Raw genomic sequence first — 17,525 nt, 5'->3', positions numbered from 1 at the left:
GAAAGGAACGGCATGGCCTTCGACCTTATTGCCTTTGACATGGACGGGACGCTTCTTGATGGCGAGAAGCACGTGCTGCCCTCGACGCTCGAAGCCATTCGCGCCGCGGCTGGCGCCGGCAAGGTCGTGGCCATCGCCACGGGCCGCAGCCCCAGCATGATGCTGCCGTACCGTGACCTGCTTCCTGATGTTCCCTATGCCATCTGCACGAGTGGCGCGCACCTGCTCGACCTACGTCGCGACACTCTTCTCGCCGAGAGTGCCATTGACGCGGCGGCCATTCCGCAGCTTCTGGAGACGCATCGTGGCAGGGACGTGATGCTCGAGATCTTCTCGGGTACGGAGGCCTATGACCCTGCGGGGAGTTTTGATCATCTTGACCGCTATGGGCTCGGGGAGTTCCACGACATGTTCGTGCGCGTGTGCCACGAGGTGGATGACATCGAGGGTTGGGTTCTCAGGCACGCGTCCTCGATTGCGAAGTACATCGTGCACCCGGTGGTGGGCGAGGACGCTCTCGACGTGCTTGAGAAGATCGAGGAGCGAGACATACCCGTGGAGGCGGCCTTTAGCCAGGCGAACTCGCTCGAGCTCTCTCCCAGGGGTGTGAGCAAGGGGTCTGCGCTCAAGGACTTGTGCGGGCTTCTCGGCATTACTCCGGAGAGGTGCATCGCGGTGGGTGACTCGGGCAACGACCTGGCGATGCTGCGCACCGCCAGGCTTGGCATCGCCATGGGCAACGCCTCGCCTGACGTGCTTGAGACCGCAGACGTTACCGTCGCAGACAACAACCACGGCGGTTGTGCCGAGGCGATCTACGACTACCTGCTGAAGTAGTACCGTTCGCGTTGGGTCCCCATTGGCAAGCCTTGGCTAAGCGCGCGTTCGCGCATACCTAAGCAGCAGCCAGGCGTCTGCGATGATTTGCGCGTGATCGAAGGCAAGACCCCCGCCATGCACGTCACGTGAGCGCGGTATTCCCGTCACGGGTGCAGGCTGTATCGCAAAGTCGCTGGTGAGCGTGGTGTCCCCTGCGCTCAGCGAGAGCTTCGTGCGGCCTGCCTTCTCTGTTGAGGCGACGTCGAACCAGGCTGCGGCGGCTGCGTCGTCTCCGGCGTGCGCGGTTGCGCCAAGGTCATCTACGGCGATGTGCGCCTGCGATATGGTCCATCCGCGCGGGTCTCGGCCGGGCGTACTGTAGAGTCCTACCGGCTCGAGCGCGAGCCCCTCCACGCCGGTCTCCTCGAGCAGCTCACGCTTGGAGGCCTCGAGCGCCGTCTCCCCCGGGCTCACAAAGCCGCCCGGAAGCGCCCAGCACCCCAGGAACGGGTGGCCGCCCCGGCGAATGAGCAGCAGCTTGAGGGCGCCATCTGGCCCAACGCGGAAGATGCAGTTGTCGGCCGTGAGCGACGGGCGAGGGTAGTCCTTGGGGCTGTAGCTTGCTAGGAACTCCTCCTCGGTGAGGCCGTTCTTGTCCCTCAGTGGTTCAGACATATTGGTCGCGCTTCCTTTCTGGGAAAAAGGCCGGGCGCCCGCGCTGGGTACCCGGCCTCATGCTACCGCGACGGGATGCCTCCCGTTCGCACGCCCGCTACACGCCCCAGACGCGCTCCACGTCTGCCGCGAGCACAATGGGCGCTCCGGTACATGCCAGGCGCCCATCCTGCACCGTGACGGTCGAGCCGTCGATGAGGTTCTCGTACGCGCCGTCGGGAAGCGGTACCTCCACCCTTGCCGGGCGAGACTTGAGCGAGAAGACGCCAACCTTGCGCCTGCCCTCGTGCTCACGACGCAGAATGGCAATGTCGTTCTCGTCATCTGACGCCACGAAGAAAGCGTCGTCTGCGTCAAGCTCCGTATGCTTGATGTCGGCCATGCGACGCATGAGGTCGGAAAGGTCGATTCCGGTGTTCCAATCGATGATGTCGCGGTCGAAGAGACTTGGAAGGTGCGAGCAGGCCGCCTCCTGCCCGGCATAGACAAGCGTGGTTCCCTTCTTGAAGTAGAGCATCGCCGTGTAGTTGCGCAGGTCGGACTCGCTCTTCACGTAGGAGGCAATGCGCGGCACGTCGTGGTTCTCGAGGAAGCGAAGCTTGTCGTAGTTCTGCGGGTAGAGGTTCTCCTGGAAGTCGAGAAGGTCGAGGTAGCACGAGAGGGGAATCTCGCCCTTGAGGTAGCGCTCGAAGGCCTCCTGGACGTCGTACTCGTACTCCATGTCAAAGGCCTCGAAGGCCTCGGAGTCGCGAGCGCAGGTCATGCCCGCCGCGCGGCATGCGGCGCCAAACGAGCGGTGTACCGTCTCGGCCAACCACAGGCATCCGGGGTGCACCTTCGCCACCTCGGCGCGAGCGCGCTTCCAGAACTCCACGGGCACAAAGGAGGCGACGTCGCAGCGGAAACCGTCGACGATGCGGGCCCACTGGCACAGGGTCTCAGTCTGGTAGTCCCAGAGCGCCGAGACGTTGTAGTCGAGGTCGATGACGTCGGACCAATCGCCCACGTGGTTGCCGGGTTTGCCGTCGGGCTTGCGGAAGAAGAACTCCGGGTGCTCCTCAAAGAGGACCGAATCGGGGGAGGTGTGGTTGTATACCACGTCGATCATGCACTTCATGCCCTCGGCGTGGATGGCGTCCACCAGTGCATGGAAGTCCTCCATGGTGCCGTACTCGGGGTTGACCGTCCGGTAGTCGCGGTTTGCGTAGGGGCTCCCGAGCATTCCCTTGCGGTTCTTCTCGCCAATGGGATGGATGGGCATGAGCCACACGACGTCGGTTCCCAACGCGTGAATGCGAGGCAGGTCGGGAATCACGGCGCGAAACGTGCCCTCGGGCGTGTGGTTGCGCACAAAGACGGAGTAGATGACGAGGCTGCGAATGGATGTTTTGGTGTCCTGTGCCATGTGGGTCCCTTCTTGGCAGATGCCGGGTAGTGCGGCCGATGCACATGGTGGACCATCGCGGCAAGGGACGCAATACTTGTTTAAACAAGGCAACGCGTTCGGGGGCGCAATCGGCGACCGGCACAACCGCGTCTACTTCACAACAACGGCGCCTTCGGGCAGCGTCAGCTCGGCGTCCGTGGCGACAAGCACGTTGTTGCCGCGCTCCTCGGGCTTGTCCGGCCACTCGGGCACATAGGCAACGTGTGCAAACTTCGCCGAGAAGGCCCGTTCAACCTCATCAAGGATGCGCGCGTGGCGACCCTGGGCGGAGCATCGAAGGTTGGCGAGATACACCCCGCCGGGTTTGAGCTTGGCGCGGATGAGCTGCGCGCCCTCGTCTGTCCCCAGCTGGCCGAGCGGGTGGTTGCCCGAGAACGCATCGTTCACGATGACGTCATAGGGCCGCTCGGCGCGTCGCAGGTAGTCCCAGCCGTCATCGTTTACAAGCGAGATGCGCCCTGCGCCGTACTTTTCGATGAGGTCGTCGAGGAAGAAGCGCTCGCGGGCAATTACGGTGACGCGCGGATCTATCTCCACAACATCGACGTGTAGCTTGGGCCGGTGTGCCACGAGCCACTTGGGCAGAGAATATCCGCCGCCGCCAATGACCAGCGCGCGCGTGGCGTTCGGCAGGTCGTAGCAGACTTCCGCCATGGTTCGGTGATACACGCAAGCGAGCTCGAAGTGCAGGTCGTCGGGTAGGTAGCAGACGCTCTGGAAGGTTCCGTTCACGTTGAGGAGGCGAACGGGGGTGCCGTCGTCGTCGGCCGCCTCAAAGATGAGGGCGGGGCCAAACTTGGTGCGGCGCATCTCGACCCCGCGCCGCTTGAGCAGCCACGGCAGTGCCAAGACAATGGCAAAGAGAACCCAGGAGATGACGATCACGACGATGAGCCAGGTAGGCATGTGCGCTCCTAACGAGGTAGTTTGCAGCGGGGGCGGACAGCACAGGGGCCTATACCCAAACTCCCAGTTTATATTGTGACTAGGAAACATCCTCGGCTATACTAGCGGATGCGGCAGCACGCAAAGTGTGCTCGCCTCATTCATCCACATCTAGGAGGACCTCACCATGATTCTTGGACTTGGCATTCCCGAGCTGCTCATCATCGTTGTCGTTGTGCTGATCATCTTTGGGCCCAAGAACCTCCCCAAGCTCGGCTCCGCCCTTGGCAAGACCGTCAAGAACGTGCGCGAGGGCATGGAGGAGGGCGACGACAAGGACTCCAAGAAGGTCGAGGAGCCCAAGGAGGACGAGGCCGAGGAGGTCGTCGCTGACGAGGACGACGCCGACGTTGAGGATGCCCCCGCCGAGAAGGCCAAGGAGGACGTCCAGTTCTGCCCCAAGTGCGGTACCGAGAACGCCGCCGACGCCGCCTTCTGCAAGAAGTGTGGCGCCAAGCTGGGCGAGTAACCCAGGCGCCCAGGGTACGTCCTTCCCACGCACTACGAGGAAAGCAGGGTCATGGATAACAGCAAGGAAATCACTCTTACCGCCGAAGGCCGCCAGAAGCTTGTTGACGAGCTTGCGTACCGCGAGGGCGAGCTTCGCGACGAGATTGTCGAGCGCCTGAAGGAGGCTCGTTCCTTCGGCGACCTCTCGGAGAACTCCGAGTACGATGCCGCCAAGGAGGAGCAGTCGCAGAACGAGTCGAAGATTGCCGAGATTCGCCAGACGCTCTCCGTGGCAAGGGTCGTTGCTGACGCGCAGCACGGCGGCATTAGGGTCTCCATTGGCACCACCGTCGAGCTTGAGGACGAGCGCGGCAAGAAGACCAAGTTCACCATCGTTGGCACTACCGAGACCAACTCGCTCGAGCACAAGATTTCGAACGAGTCCCCCGCAGGCCAGGCACTTATCGGCTGCGGCAAGGGTGACCAGGTGGAGTTCACCACGCCCGCCGGCAAGACCAAGAGCTACACGATCGCGAACATTACTCGCTAACCTCCGTGAGACAAAGGGACAGTCCCTTTGTCTCATCCCCTTTGTCTCATCCCGCGAGCACAGAGCGACTTGGGCCCCTCCCCGGAGGGGCCTTTTCGTGAGACAAAGGGACTGTCCCTTTGTCTCATCCGTCAAAACGCTACAGTACAATGGTTTGCGCTGTGGCCGCTAAACGCCGGCCAGGCACGAGAAGACAATGCGCGCCGACGGGCGCGCGCGAGTACGAGGAGCAGTAATGGCCGACCAGACCAAGATGGGCGAGAACAACACCAATGACGAGAGAGCCCAGCGCCGCGCTCGTCGTCAGGCACTCATCGATGCGGGCGTGAACCCCTATCCCATTGCAAGCGAGGTCACGGCCCATGCAGCCCAACTCGAGAAGGACTACGCAAGCCTCCCCGAGGGCGAGGACACCCAAGACGTTGTCTCTGTTGCCGGTCGCATCCGCGCGCTCCGCCGTCAGGGCAAGGTGGCCTTTATCGTCCTCGAGGACGTCACCGGCCAGATTCAGCTCTTCTGCCGCGTGAATGACCTCGGCGAGGAGGGCTGGGCGCTTCTCCGCCAGCTTGACCTCGGTGACATCGTTAACGCCACTGGCCGCGTACTGCGTACCCGTCGCGGTCAGCTCTCCATTGCGCCTACCAAGCTCGTGCTGCTCTCCAAGTCCCTGCGCCCGCTGCCCGAGAAGTTCCACGGCCTCACCGACCGCGAGGTGCGCTACCGCCAGCGTTACGTCGACCTCATCATGAACCCCGAGGTCCGCGACGTGTTCCGCAAGCGCAGCGCCATCATCAGCCTGATTCGCCGCTACATGGAGGCCGACGGCTACATGGAGGTTGAGACCCCCATGATGCACGCCATTCTCGGCGGCGCCAATGCGAAGCCCTTCGTTACGCACTTCAACGCCCTTGACCGTGACTTCTACCTGCGCATCGCCACAGAGCTGCCGCTCAAGCGCCTCATTGTGGGCGGCATGGAGCGCGTGTTTGAGATTGGCCGCCAGTTCCGCAACGAGGGCATGGACCTCACGCACAACCCCGAGTTCACCTCGATGGAGGCGTACTGCGCCTATTCCGACCTCGACGGCATGAAGCGCCTCACCGAGGGCCTCTTCAAGGCCATCGCACGGGAGGTGTGCGGCTGCGAGGAGGGCCATGAGGTCATCTCGTACCAGGGTCAGCAGGTGGACATGAGCGGCACCTGGCGCTCCGTGCCCCTCTCGGAGGTCGCCTCGCAGGTGGTGGGCGAGCACGTGGACATGGACACCCCCATCGAGCACCTGCGCGAGCTCTGCCGCGCGAACGGCATCGAGGCCGAGGATGGCTGGGGCGCCGGCAAGCTCCTTTTCGAGCTTTACGACGAGCTGGGCGAGTCCACGCTGGTGGACCCCACGTTTGTCTGCGACTACCCCGAGGAGGTCAGCCCGCTCGCCAAGCGCAAGGCCGACGATCCACGTCTCACGGACCGCTTCGAGCTTGTGATTTGCGGCCACGAGTACGCCAACGCGTTCTCCGAGCTCAATGACCCCGTCGACCAGGCCGGCCGCTTTGCGGAGCAGGTCGCGGCAAAGGGTATGGGCGACGACGAGGCCATGGGCTACGACTACGACTACGTGCGCGCGCTCGAGTACGGCATGCCCCCTGCGGGCGGCATTGGCTACGGCATCGACCGCATGATCATGCTCTTCTGCGACCAGCCCGCCATCCGCGACGTGCTGCTCTTCCCGCAGATGAAGCCCGAGGTCGTCACCCGTGCGGACATCGCCTCGCAGCTTCCCGAGAAGACCGACAACGCTGCCGCGTCCGTGGACGTGATTGCGGACGACGCCGAGAACGGCGCCGCCAACGAGGCCGCGCGTGACTCCGCGGCGCCCGCCCTCACCACCGGCCTTTCGCGCGACCAGGCATTTGCTCTGCTCGAGCGCTACAACAAGGACCCCTTCCACATCCAGCACGCCGAGACCCTCGAGGGTCTCATGCGCTACTACGCCGAGAAGTACGACCCGGCAAACGTCGATTTCTGGGGCCAGGTGGGTCTTCTCCACGATCTTGACTGGGAGGAGTTCCAGGACCCGATCAATCACACGGTGAAGGCCGGCGAGCTCATCGAGGCCGAGGGCGGAACGCCTGAGCTGGTGCACGCCATCCAGACGCATAACTCCGACAACAACCCCGAACTCCCCCAGCCCGAGTCCAAGATGGAGCGCGTGCTCTTTGCTGCCGACGAGCTCAGCGGCCTCATCCAGGCTGCCGTTCTCATGCGTCCCAGCAAGTCGGTCATGGACCTTGAGGTCAAGTCGCTCAAGAAGAAGTTCAAGGACAAGCGCTTTGCCGCCGGCTGCAGCCGCGACGTCATCCGCCACGGCGCTGAGATTAACGACATGGAGCTCGATGACCTGTTTGCAAGCATGATTGAGGCCATGCGCGCCATCGCGCCGGACCGCGACGAGTGGCTCAAGAGCCACCCCGAGCAATAGCGTACGTTTTGTCCGCGTGTTTGCCCGCTCCCGCGCGTGGGTACACACAGACCCAAGAAGACGGCGCGGGGCACGCAATCCTGCGCGCGGGCCATCCGGCCCGCGCGTTTCTTGTCGACCCGCATGGCATTGAGGAGACGTCAGCGCATGTTCGAAAAATTCACTGACAGGGCGAGGAAGGTCATGAGCCTGGCCCAGGACGAGGCGAGAAACCTCGGCCAGATGTACGTGGGCACGGAGCACCTGCTCCTGGCCCTCATAAAGGAGGGTGATGGCGTTGCCGCGCAGGCGCTCGCAAAGCTCGACGTCACATACGACGAGACGCTCGCGACGGTAAAGCAGCTCTCCCAGGACGAGACCGAGCCCGTCCCTGGTGGCCATATCCCCTTCACGCCTCGCACCAAGCGCGTGCTCGAGGCTGCCTACCGCGAGACCATGACGCATGGCCAGACCTACATTGCCACCGAGCACCTGCTCCTGGGCATTGTGTCCGAGGGCAACGGCCGCGCCATGGACGCCCTGCGCGCCATGGGCGTCTCTGGGGATGCCGTGCGCAACGCGGTGAACGAGCTTGTCTCTAAGGGCACCGAGGAGGAGGGCCAGTCCGCGGCTGAGGTTCGTATGGACCCCAGTACCTTCATGGGCATGGGTGGCCAGCCTTCCTCGGACGATGGCTCCATGCTCGAGAAGTACGGTCGCAACCTCACCAAGCTTGCCGAGTCGGGCAAGCTCGACCCGGTCCTCGATCGCGACCGCGAGATTGAGCGCGTCATGCAGGTGCTTGCGCGCAGGCAGAAGAACAACCCGCTCATCCTGGGCGACCCCGGCGTTGGCAAGACGGCCATCGTTGAGGGCCTGGCGCAGCTCATCTCGGCCGGCAACGTGCCCGACATCCTGCGTGGCAAGCAGATCTGGACGCTCGACGTGGCGTCGCTCGTTGCGGGTTCCAAGTACCGCGGCGAGTTCGAGGAGCGCATGAAGAAGGTTGTCGCCGAGCTCGAGGACAACCCCAACGACATCCTCTTCATCGACGAGATCCATACGATCATCGGGGCGGGCTCGGCCGAGGGCTCCATTGATGCGGCATCCATTCTGAAGCCGCCTCTCTCGCGTGGCGAGATCCAGGTCATTGGCGCCACTACGGCCGAGGAGTACCGCAAGCACATCGAGAAGGACTCCGCCTTCGAGCGCAGGTTCCAGCCGGTCTACATCGGCGAGCCTAGCCCCGAGGATGCCCTCGAGATCCTGCATGGGCTGCAGAGCCGCTACGAGGAGCACCACCACGTCCACTACACCGAGGCGGCCCTGAAGGCGGCCGTCGCCCTTGCCGACCGCTACATTCAGGACCGTTTCCTCCCTGATAAGGCCATCGACGTTATCGACGAGGCGGGTGCGCGCACGCGCGTGCACAAGACCACACTGCCCCCCGAGATTGCCCAGGTCGACTCTGACCTCGCCCGCGTGAGGGACGAGAAGGCCAAGGCCGCCGCCGCCCAGGAGTTCGAGGACGCCGCCCGCCTGCGCGACCAGGAGAAGGAGCTTGTCGCCAAGCGCGACGAGCTCGAGAGCGCCTGGCGCGAGAAGCTCGCCAAGAACGTGGTCACGGTGGACGAGAATGACATTGCCGACGTGGTCTCGAGCATCACCGGTGTGCCTGTCTCCAACCTCACCGAGGCCGAGGCGTCCAAGCTGCTGCGTTGCGAGGACGTTCTCCACCAGCGCGTCATCGGCCAGGACGAGGCCGTGACCAAGGTCGCGCGCGCCATCAGGCGCAGTCGCTCGCCCCTCAAGGACCCGCGGCGTCCCGGTGGGTCGTTCATCTTCCTTGGTCCGTCGGGCGTTGGCAAGACCGAGCTCGCCAAGGCACTCGCAGAGTTCCTCTTTGGCTCCGAGGACGCGCTCATTACCTTCGACATGTCCGAGTTCATGGAGAAGCACACGGTCTCCAAGCTCGTTGGTGCCCCTCCGGGATATGTGGGCTATGACGAGGGCGGCGAGCTCACCAAGGCCGTTCGCAGGCGTCCGTACTCGGTGGTCCTCTTCGACGAGATCGAGAAGGCCCACCCGGACGTCTTCAACGTCCTGCTCCAGATCCTGGACGAGGGCAGGCTCACCGATGGCCAGGGTCGCCACGTGGACTTCTCCAACACGGTCATCATCATGACCTCCAACATTGGCGCGCGCGACATCGCACAGACCACCACGATGGGCTTCTCGGCATCCGGCGCCTCGGGCCTCTCGGATAAGGAGATCACGAGCCGCGTGACCTCCGAGCTCAAGAAGCTCTTCCGCCCCGAGTTCCTCAACCGCGTGGACGAGATTGTTGTCTTCAAGTCCCTTACGGGCGAGCAGCTGCGCGGCATCGTGGAGCTCATGGTCTCCGACCTGCGCGATCGTCTCATCGCCAATGGCATGTCGATCGAGCTCACCGACGCGGCCCGCGACCTCGTGGCCAAGCGCGGCACCGATCCCATCTATGGGGCGCGCCCGCTGCGTCGGGCCATCCAGACGCTCATCGAGGACCCGCTCTCGGAGGAGCTCCTGGAGGGCAAGTGGCAGCGCGGCGACATCATCGAGGTGGATGCCAAGGGAGACGAGCTTGTCTTTTCCAAGGGCACGGGCGAGATTCCCGCTCCGCGCAAGCACGAGCACATGGAGCTGCCCTCGGCGCGTGACCGCTGGTCGACGGACCCTGGCGTGCATCCGTCTCCGCAGGAAGGCGGGCTTGCCGCATCTGGCGCATAGGGACGGCGTTCAAGCGCTCCGGCTCGTCATATACTGATACTGTGGTTCGAGTTTCATCCGGCCCGCCATGTGCGGGCCGGCTTGCCCAAGGAGGCGCTATGGATCCTGCCGAGCTAGACAAAGGGGCCCTCACAACCCAGCAGCGCATCGACAGTGCCATCAAGATGACGGCGCCGGGAACGGCGCTGCGCGTGGCCCTGGACATGATCATCGCCGGTCACCTGGGTGCCCTCATCTGCGTTGGCGATACCCAGAACGTGCTTGCCGCAGGTGATGACGGCTTTGCCATGGACGTCTCGTTCACTGCAAACCGCCTGTTCGAGCTCTGCAAGATGGACGGCGCGGTCATTGTCGACAAGGACCTCACCAAGATCCTGCGCGCCAACTACCACCTCAACCCCGACCCGTCGCTGCCCACCACCGAGACGGGTACGCGCCACCGCACGGCGGCGCGCATGAGCCTGCTCACCAAGGCCATGGTCATCTCCGTCTCCGAGCGTCGCTCCGTGGTCAACGTCTATGTGAACGGTCACGGCTTCCAGCTGCGCCCCGTTGCCGAAATCATGTCGACCGTGAACCAGCTCACCGCCGCCATGCAGAACACCCGCTCGCAGCTTGATCGCAGCCTGCAGCACCTCACGAGCCTGGAGCTGGACAACTTCGTCACGCTCGGCGACATTACGAACATCTTCTACCTGTTCGAGGTGCTCATGTCCGCAGGGGATGAGCTTGACCGTTGCATCGTCCAGCTGGGCACTTCCGGCCGCGTCACCGAGATGCAGCGCGAGGAGTTCTTGGGCGACATGGACGAGGCCTACAACCTCATGATTCGCGACTATGCCAAAGACTCCTCCGAGGAGCACGCGCGTGCCATCCGCAAGCAGTTCCACGAGATGGCCAACCCGCAGCTGCGTTCGCCCAAGGTGGTCGCGCGCATTCTGGGCTACGACGACTACGGCGAGGACACCATCATGACCCCGCTTGGCCTGCGCACGCTCTCGCGCGTCTCCGTGGTGCGAGAGGGCATGGCCGATAAGATAGTGGACGAGTACGGTTCGCTCCAGGAGATCCTGGAGGCCGCCGAGGACGACTCCTCAAAGCTGGGCGAGATTGGCGTCAAGAACCCAGATGCCCTGGCCAATAGCCTCCACCGCATGTGGGGGCAGAGCGAATGAGCGCACCAGAGACATGCGCCTCGCCCGTTGCTGAGCGTGTGGGCGAGGAGGGCAAGGGGCCGGATACCGTGGCGATTATCGTTGCCGGCGGTACAGGCGAGCGCTTTGGGGACCCGCGCGGCAAGCAGTTCGTGGACCTCTGCGGGCTTCCGCTTATGTGCTGGCCCCTTCTCGCCTTTGACCACGCGCCCTCGATTGGCCACATCGTGGTTGTGTGTGCGCCGGACCGCGTGGATACCGTGCGCGACGAAGTCCTTTCTCGCGTGACCCTGCTCACGCCTGTCACGCTTGCCGCATCTGGCGACACAAGGCAGCAGTCCGTTGCGCACGGGCTGGCTGCCATGCCTCGCGGCTTTGACTTCGTGGCCGTCCACGACGCGGCGCGCCCCCTCATCGAGACCGAGGTCATCGAGGGCGTCATTGCCTGCGTGCGAGAAGATCCCAAGCTTGCGGGCGCCATCTGCGCCACGCGCTCGGTGGACACGCTCAAGCTCGTCGAGGACGGCGTGATCATTGCTACGCCAGACCGCTCCTTCTACTGGGCGGCGCAGACGCCGCAGGTATTCCGCACCCGCGCGCTCACCTCGGCGTACAAGTCCGCTGCCTGGGAGGGCTACCAGGGAACCGACGACGCCTCCCTCGTGGAGCGCCATGGCGGCAAGGTCCGCTGCTACGATTCTCCGCGAGACAACATCAAGGTTACCGTGCCAGAGGATCTGGCGATTGCTTGCACCGCGCTAGAGCAGCGACTGCTCACGTAGGCCGTGCACATGACTCACGCTGCACCAGACCGTAGCAACGACAAGCGACCAGGCACACGCCTCGGAGGTGAGTGGGCATGACTCGCATCGGACATGGCTTTGACGTTCACGCGTTTTGCGAGGGGCGCCCGCTCGTTCTGGGGGGCGTTGCCGTGCCCAGCGAGTGTGGCCTTGCGGGCCACTCCGACGCAGACGTGCTCGCCCACGCCCTCATGGATGCCATCCTGGGTGCCATGCGCGCAGGTGACATCGGCGAGCTTTTTCCTGACACCGACCCTGCCTACGAGGGCGCAGATTCCATGGTTCTGCTCTCGCGCGTGATGGGGCTTGCCCGGGAGCGGGGCTTCTCGCTTGTCGACGCAGACTGCACCGTTGCTGCTCAGGTGCCCAAGCTTGCGCCCTACCGCGAGCAGATGCGTCAGACCATGGCCAACGCCATGGGGGTTGACGTGTCTCGGGTGGGGGTCAAGGCAACAACCACCGAGCACCTTGGGTTTGTGGGACGCGAGGAGGGCATTGCCGCCTGGGCCGTGGTTCTTCTCGACAGGGTTATGCCATAGATTTCTCCTCCAACTCGTATGCGTTCTATGGGTATGGGGTGCAGGCCTCTCGGAGAGTCTGCGCACACTTTGTGTGCCCGGACCGAGAGGGGGTTACCCTGTCTTACGTGCGCGCGCCGGGACTGGTGGTTTCGGCGCTCGCATCTGGACAGGCCGCGCACGATGTACCACGCACTTGAAACACCGCACCATCGCACCACGCGCCGCATTTTGATTTTGGCATTAGGCACTTCGACAGAACGATATTGCCCCAACCCGCGCGGCCGGGAAGGAATCGCATATGTTCCTTGCTGCAGGCAGACGTCCTGTCAGTACCGGCGTCCCTCGCGTGCTTCTCGCATGCATCGCCCTGCTTTTGGGACCGTTCCTCTCGCTCTCCCTGGGCGCTGGCTCGGCGCATGCCGCCACGCTTGACGAGACCCTGGCCGACGACGTCTTTGTAAACGAGCCCGGCAGCACCGGTCGCTGCACCATCTACGCAGCCACCAACATGCTTCGCAGGGCGGCGTTGCTTAATGGCGACCAGGGCTGGAGCTCGATTACCACCTCATCGATTCCGTCTTCTGGCGGTCTGCCCTTCGCCTTCTCGGTCAGCACGCAGGATGCCACCTACACCGTCGAGCACGGCTATATCACGGGGTCGACCGTGGAGAAGAAAACCGCCGAGCTTCTCGCCCTGCTTGACGAGAACCCCGCAGGCATCGTGCTGTACGCGAGCACGGGTAACCCGCATGCCGTGACGCTTCTGGGCTACGACGAGCAAACCGGCGCCTTCATTGCCCACGACTCGCTTACGGGTGCCACCTCGACGCTTGACGAGTGCGTGAGCGTGCGCGTCTCCAACGCGAACGCCTACTGGTACGTGTCGAGCCCGGTCGCGTCGCCAGGGCCCGCCTCGCTTCAGAATGCCACGGTCACGGTTGAGGATGCCGTGTACACGGGAGAAGCGGTAGCGCCACAGGTGACGGTCACGCTCGGTGGGGCAGCTCTTGCCGAGGGCAAAGACTACACCGTGAGCTGCGTGGGCAATGACGTGGTGGGAAGCGCGCTTGTCGTCGTCACCGGGACGGGGGAGTACACCGGGACTGCGAGCGCCTCCTTTGAAGTTCTCGATGGCACCGAGGCGCTGGTGGGGCGGTGCGTGGGCACCGTCAAGGCGTCAATGGACGCTGGACAGAGCCCGCGCGCGACACACGACGCTAGCGTGCTGGGGCTGGCCGGTTAGGTCGCCACCCTCCCCAGATGCTTCTCGGGGTGCTGCTACAATGCCAGTACTTGCGCACACATCTCAAGGAGCAAACCATGCAGATCTACAATACCCAGACGCACCGGAAGCAGGAGCTCGAGCCCATCGAGCCGGGCAAGATTCGCATGTATGTCTGTGGCCCTACGGTCTACGACCAGATTCACATTGGCAACGCGCGCACGTTTCTCTCGTTCGACGTGATCCGCCGCTACCTCATGTACAAGGGCTACGAGGTCACCTTTGCCCAGAACCTCACCGATGTTGACGACAAGATCATTAACCGCGCCAACGAGCAGGGCCGCACTGCGGCCGACGTGGCGGAGGAGTTCTCGAACGCCTTCATCGAGCAGATGCACCGCTTTGGGATTCTCGACCCCGACATCCGCCCGCGTGCCACGCACGAGATCCAGGCCATGCAGGAGATGATCGAGTCCCTCATCGAGCAGGGTAACGCCTACGTGGCAGACAACGGCGACGTGTACTTCTCGGTGCGCTCGGATCACAACTACGGCATCCTTTCCGGCCGCGACCTCGACCAGATGCGCGCGGGCGAGCGCGTGGAGGTTAACGACCAGAAGCGCGACCCCTTTGACTTTGCCCTCTGGAAGGCAGCCAAGCCTGGCGAGCCCAGCTGGCCGAGCCCCTGGGGCGACGGGCGTCCCGGCTGGCACACCGAGTGCTGCGCCATGATCCACCACTATCTGGGCACCCCCATCGACATCCACGGTGGCGGCGCGGACCTCGTCTTCCCCCACCACGAGAACGAGACCGCCCAGGCCATGTGCGCCTGGCACGAGCCGCTTGCCAACCTCTGGATGCACACCGGCATGCTCCGCGTGGACGGCGAGAAGATGTCTAAGAGCCTGGGCAACTTCTACACGCTCAAGGAGGTCCTCGACAAGTACCCCGCCGACGCCGTGCGCCTGCTTATGCTGCAGACCCACTACCGCGCGCCTCTCGACTTCTCCTTCGATCGCTTGGAGGGGGCCGTGGGCACTCTCGAGCGCCTGCGCACATGCGAGAAGAACCTGCTCTGGGCTGCCAAGAACGGCTCGGGAAGTGAGGAGCTTGACGCCACGCTGCTTGCTACTGTCCGCGAGGCGCGCGAGGAGTTCACGCGCCAGATGGATGACGATTTCAACACTGCCGGAGGCCTTGCCGCGATCTTCTCGCTTGTGACCTCGGCCAACACCTATCTCGCCGATGCCGGCACCGCTGCCGGCGGCGAGGCGGCCAAGTCCGCCGCCGAGTCCCTTGCCGAGCTTGCGGGCGTCATGGGTGTCACGCTTGCCGCCGAGGAGGACGAGCTCCCCGCCGAGCTGGTGGGCCTTGCCGAGAAGTACGCCGGCTACCAGGGCAGCTCTGCCACCGAGGCCGCAGACGCGCTCATCGCTGCGCGCCAGGCGGCCCGCAAGGCGAAGGACTGGGGCACGGCCGATGGCATCCGCGATGCCATCACCGGGCTCGGCCTGGTTCTCGAGGACACCGCCGCGGGCTCGCGCCTGCGCAGGGCGTAGGTGATGAGAATGACACGAGGCGACGCTCGTCGCAGCTCGGCCCGCAAGGGCCAGGGTCCCTCGCAGGCGGGCCGCGGCGGCCAGTGCCACGGGCGTGACCAGCGCTCGGGTGGCAACGGCAGCCGTCAGAGCCAGGGAAATCGTGGCCAGCGTGGCTCCCAGCGGCCCGGTCCGCGCCCACAGCGTGTGGCGGGGCGCCAGGATTCGCAGCGCCCCGCGGCGCTTGGCTCTGACCTCATCGAGGGCCGCCGTGCTGTCGCCGAGGCGCTTGATGCCGGCATCCCCATCCGTACCGCCTATGTGCAGGACGGAGCCGGGTCGCCCGAGGGTACCGACAAGACACTCGACACGCTGGTGCGCCGGCTCTCGGATGCTGGCGTGGAGTGCGAGACCGTGCCCCGCTCCCGCCTTGACCGCCTCTCGAGTCACGGTGCCCACCAGGGCATCGTTGTGCGTACCAAGCCCTTCTCGTACGCGACCATTGAAGATGTCATAGCCGCGGCAGGGGAGGGGGACGCCCTGGTCGTTGTGCTTGACCACGTGACCGACGAGGGCAACTTTGGTGCGATTGTGCGCTCCGCGGAGGTTGTGGGCGCCGCCGGCGTTGTCGTGGCCAACGCGCGCGCCGCCACCGTTGGGCCGGGTGCCTACAAGACCTCCGCCGGAGCGGTGCTGCACCTCCCCATTGCCCAGGTCCCCAACCTTGCGCGCGCGATTGACCAGCTCAAGGAGGCCGGATTCTGGGCTTGCGCTGCCACCGAGCATGCCGAGCAGGACGTGTGGCATGCGCCCGTCTACGGCAGGCTGGCGCTGGTCATGGGCTCCGAGGGGGAGGGCATTTCTCGCCTGGTGCTTGACCATTGCGACTTTGGAGCCAGGCTCCCGCAGCGCGGTCGTGTCGAGTCGCTCAACGTTGCCCAAGCCACTACGGTTATGTGCTACGAGTGGTTGCGTCGCGTGAGCGAGGGGGCGCGGGCGGATGGCTAGGTGCACCCGCTTGGCTCTTCTTGTGGTTGACGGCTACAACGTGGTCCACGGGACGCCTCGCTACGCTGCGCTTATCGACGAGCACGCCGGTGCCGGAGCCCTTGCAGACGTGGCGCACCTCTCGCGCGATCCCTATGGGCACGACCCCTTCGACCGGGCACGCGAGGCGCTCGTTGCCGACGTTGCCGCGTATGCGCAGGGTAGCTACGAGCCCGTTGTGGTGTTCGACGCGGCGGGCAACCTCTCGAGCGAGCGGCCAAACTGGAGCACGGCTGGCGTGCGCGTGGTCTTCTCCCGCACGGGGGAGTCTGCGGACACAGTCATCGAGCGCCTGGTCACCGAGGCCCGCCATGCCGAAAGGGACGTGCTGCTTGTAACCTCGGACAACACGATTCGCTACACCGTTGGCGGGATTCCCGTGACCACCGTCTCAAGCGCCCTTCTCGCCCAGAACATGAGCATGGTGAACGCTGGGGTGGAGGAGGCACGCGAGCGGGGCTCTCACACGCACCTGAGCCTGGAGGACAGGCTCGACGCCGAGACGCGCGCCAAGCTGGATAGGCTGCGCGGGCGCCGGTAGGTCGCGAGCGGCTGCACCCAATCTGGCGCCGCGCGTGCCAGATTTGGCCAAACACGCTATCATGTCCTCACCGCCGGTATGGCTCAATGGCAGAGCAACGGTTTTGTAAACCGTGGGTTGTGGGTTCGACTCCCTCTACCGGCTCCAGAAACCTTCCGGCCGGAGACAGCTGCCTCCGGCCGATTTTCTTTTTGTAAGCTTCGGGCGCGCATGGGCGAGAAATGCTTCCAATGCAGCCAGATCAGCCAAAGGGCAAGATGCGCCCCATAAGTTCTACCTGCGCATTTCTTAGAATTGTGCGGGAATCGTGGGGTAGATACGCCCGGTACCGTGGAATGCGTTGACAGGATTTTTTCCTCGTCGTATTATTCACTCCGCTGCAGGGGGTTCGCCCCGTGCGGTGCTTGAAAACGGAATGGGGATGTGGCACAGCGGCAACTGCGGCGGACTGTAAATCCGCTCCCTCTGGGTTCCTTGGTTCGAGTCCAAGCATCCCCACCATGCCCGTGTAGCTCAGTCGGTAGAGCACTTCGTTGGTAACGAAGAGGTCACCGGTTCGAATCCGGTCGCGGGCTCCATTTTTCAAGTGCAC

The 17,525-nt window shown here is 64.2% G+C and carries 15 protein-coding genes and 3 tRNA genes; 15 read left to right on the top strand and 3 right to left on the bottom strand.

Features of this window, described 5'->3' with window-relative positions; genetic code table 11:
- Positions 1-12 precede the first annotated feature (12 nt).
- The gene (locus tag BMX94_RS07055; protein WP_091005122.1) at positions 13-837 is read left to right on the top strand and encodes a Cof-type HAD-IIB family hydrolase; all 825 of its coding nucleotides are present in this window, start codon (positions 13-15) and stop codon (positions 835-837) included.
- Between the two features lie 36 nt (positions 838-873).
- Here the strand turns inward: BMX94_RS07055 and BMX94_RS07050 are convergent, their stop codons facing one another.
- From BMX94_RS07050 to BMX94_RS07040, 3 genes are all read right to left on the bottom strand, one after another.
- Positions 874-1,494, bottom strand: coding sequence for an NUDIX domain-containing protein (locus BMX94_RS07050; protein WP_091005120.1), 621 nt, complete (start codon positions 1,492-1,494; stop codon positions 874-876).
- Between the two features lie 97 nt (positions 1,495-1,591).
- Positions 1,592-2,899, bottom strand: a complete 1,308-nt coding sequence (locus BMX94_RS07045) for an alpha-amylase family glycosyl hydrolase (protein WP_091005118.1) — start codon at positions 2,897-2,899, stop codon at positions 1,592-1,594.
- 132 nt (positions 2,900-3,031) lie between these two features.
- Positions 3,032-3,847 carry a spermidine synthase gene (locus tag BMX94_RS07040; RefSeq protein WP_177171367.1) on the bottom strand — a complete coding sequence of 272 codons (816 nt, stop codon included), beginning with the start codon at positions 3,845-3,847 and terminating at the stop codon, positions 3,032-3,034.
- Between the two features lie 166 nt (positions 3,848-4,013).
- Between BMX94_RS07040 and tatA the strand changes: the two genes are divergently transcribed.
- From tatA to BMX94_RS06970, 14 genes are all read left to right on the top strand, one after another.
- On the top strand, positions 4,014-4,355 hold the full coding sequence (tatA, locus tag BMX94_RS07035; RefSeq protein ID WP_059052864.1) for a twin-arginine translocase TatA/TatE family subunit: 342 nt from the start codon (positions 4,014-4,016) through the stop codon (positions 4,353-4,355).
- Between the two features lie 51 nt (positions 4,356-4,406).
- Positions 4,407-4,886: a transcription elongation factor GreA gene (gene greA / locus BMX94_RS07030; protein ID WP_091005114.1), complete on the top strand. Its 480-nt coding sequence runs from the start codon at positions 4,407-4,409 to the stop codon at positions 4,884-4,886.
- A 235-nt stretch (positions 4,887-5,121) separates the two neighbouring features.
- Entirely contained in the window at positions 5,122-7,362 is a 2,241-nt protein-coding gene (lysS, locus tag BMX94_RS07025) for a lysine--tRNA ligase (RefSeq protein ID WP_091005112.1), read from the top strand.
- Between the two features lie 147 nt (positions 7,363-7,509).
- On the top strand, positions 7,510-10,107 hold the full coding sequence (locus BMX94_RS07020) for an ATP-dependent Clp protease ATP-binding subunit (RefSeq protein ID WP_091005111.1): 2,598 nt from the start codon (positions 7,510-7,512) through the stop codon (positions 10,105-10,107).
- A 98-nt stretch (positions 10,108-10,205) separates the two neighbouring features.
- A complete protein-coding gene (gene disA, locus BMX94_RS07015) occupies positions 10,206-11,282 on the top strand; it encodes a DNA integrity scanning diadenylate cyclase DisA (protein WP_091005109.1) in 1,077 nt (358 codons plus the stop codon).
- Positions 11,279-12,043, top strand: coding sequence for a 2-C-methyl-D-erythritol 4-phosphate cytidylyltransferase (gene ispD / locus BMX94_RS07010; protein ID WP_091005108.1), 765 nt, complete (start codon positions 11,279-11,281; stop codon positions 12,041-12,043). The genes disA and ispD overlap by 4 nt, the downstream gene beginning before the upstream one ends.
- 77 nt (positions 12,044-12,120) lie before the next feature.
- Positions 12,121-12,603, top strand: coding sequence for a 2-C-methyl-D-erythritol 2,4-cyclodiphosphate synthase (ispF, locus tag BMX94_RS07005; protein ID WP_091005106.1), 483 nt, complete (start codon positions 12,121-12,123; stop codon positions 12,601-12,603).
- Between the two features lie 280 nt (positions 12,604-12,883).
- Positions 12,884-13,828 carry a cysteine peptidase family C39 domain-containing protein gene (locus BMX94_RS07000; RefSeq protein WP_091005104.1) on the top strand — a complete coding sequence of 315 codons (945 nt, stop codon included), beginning with the start codon at positions 12,884-12,886 and terminating at the stop codon, positions 13,826-13,828.
- A 77-nt stretch (positions 13,829-13,905) separates the two neighbouring features.
- Complete coding sequence (cysS, locus tag BMX94_RS06995) at positions 13,906-15,366, top strand: cysteine--tRNA ligase (protein WP_091005101.1); 1,461 nt, start codon at positions 13,906-13,908, stop codon at positions 15,364-15,366.
- 9 nt (positions 15,367-15,375) lie between these two features.
- Positions 15,376-16,353 (top strand): 23S rRNA (guanosine(2251)-2'-O)-methyltransferase RlmB, encoded by a 978-nt coding sequence (gene rlmB, locus BMX94_RS06990; protein WP_091005098.1) that lies wholly within the window; start codon positions 15,376-15,378, stop codon positions 16,351-16,353.
- Positions 16,346-16,933 (top strand): NYN domain-containing protein, encoded by a 588-nt coding sequence (locus tag BMX94_RS06985; protein ID WP_091005096.1) that lies wholly within the window; start codon positions 16,346-16,348, stop codon positions 16,931-16,933. Before rlmB ends, BMX94_RS06985 begins: the two co-directional genes overlap by 8 nt.
- A gap of 72 nt (positions 16,934-17,005) precedes the next feature.
- Positions 17,006-17,080: transfer RNA gene (locus BMX94_RS06980), tRNA-Thr, on the top strand.
- A gap of 270 nt (positions 17,081-17,350) precedes the next feature.
- A tRNA-Tyr gene (locus tag BMX94_RS06975) sits at positions 17,351-17,434 on the top strand.
- Between the two features lies 1 nt (position 17,435).
- A tRNA-Thr gene (locus BMX94_RS06970) sits at positions 17,436-17,511 on the top strand.
- Positions 17,512-17,525: the final 14 nt, after the last annotated feature.

The sequence above is a fragment of the Olsenella sp. KH3B4 genome, assembly GCA_900111695.1.
Lineage (GTDB): Bacteria > Actinomycetota > Coriobacteriia > Coriobacteriales > Atopobiaceae > Tractidigestivibacter.
Note: the sequence above shows the minus strand (reverse complement) of the source record. Positions and strands in the feature narration are given on the sequence as shown.

What these genes read in the sequence shown, in the direction of transcription:
- BMX94_RS06985 (WP_091005096.1), top strand. Translation starts at nt 16,346, where the DNA reads ATGGCTAGGTGCACCCGCTTGGCTCTTCTTGTGGTTGACGGCTACAAC.
- ispD (WP_091005108.1), top strand. Translation starts at nt 11,279, where the DNA reads ATGAGCGCACCAGAGACATGCGCCTCGCCCGTTGCTGAGCGTGTGGGC.
- BMX94_RS07000 (WP_091005104.1), top strand. Translation starts at nt 12,884, where the DNA reads ATGTTCCTTGCTGCAGGCAGACGTCCTGTCAGTACCGGCGTCCCTCGC.
- rlmB (WP_091005098.1), top strand. Translation starts at nt 15,376, where the DNA reads ATGACACGAGGCGACGCTCGTCGCAGCTCGGCCCGCAAGGGCCAGGGT.
- ispF (WP_091005106.1), top strand. Translation starts at nt 12,121, where the DNA reads ATGACTCGCATCGGACATGGCTTTGACGTTCACGCGTTTTGCGAGGGG.
- cysS (WP_091005101.1), top strand. Translation starts at nt 13,906, where the DNA reads ATGCAGATCTACAATACCCAGACGCACCGGAAGCAGGAGCTCGAGCCC.
- BMX94_RS07055 (WP_091005122.1), top strand. Translation starts at nt 13, where the DNA reads ATGGCCTTCGACCTTATTGCCTTTGACATGGACGGGACGCTTCTTGAT.
- BMX94_RS07045 (WP_091005118.1), bottom strand. Translation starts at nt 2,899, where the DNA reads ATGGCACAGGACACCAAAACATCCATTCGCAGCCTCGTCATCTACTCC.
- disA (WP_091005109.1), top strand. Translation starts at nt 10,206, where the DNA reads ATGGATCCTGCCGAGCTAGACAAAGGGGCCCTCACAACCCAGCAGCGC.
- BMX94_RS07050 (WP_091005120.1), bottom strand. Translation starts at nt 1,494, where the DNA reads ATGTCTGAACCACTGAGGGACAAGAACGGCCTCACCGAGGAGGAGTTC.
- lysS (WP_091005112.1), top strand. Translation starts at nt 5,122, where the DNA reads ATGGCCGACCAGACCAAGATGGGCGAGAACAACACCAATGACGAGAGA.
- BMX94_RS07040 (WP_177171367.1), bottom strand. Translation starts at nt 3,847, where the DNA reads ATGCCTACCTGGCTCATCGTCGTGATCGTCATCTCCTGGGTTCTCTTT.
- greA (WP_091005114.1), top strand. Translation starts at nt 4,407, where the DNA reads ATGGATAACAGCAAGGAAATCACTCTTACCGCCGAAGGCCGCCAGAAG.
- tatA (WP_059052864.1), top strand. Translation starts at nt 4,014, where the DNA reads ATGATTCTTGGACTTGGCATTCCCGAGCTGCTCATCATCGTTGTCGTT.
- BMX94_RS07020 (WP_091005111.1), top strand. Translation starts at nt 7,510, where the DNA reads ATGTTCGAAAAATTCACTGACAGGGCGAGGAAGGTCATGAGCCTGGCC.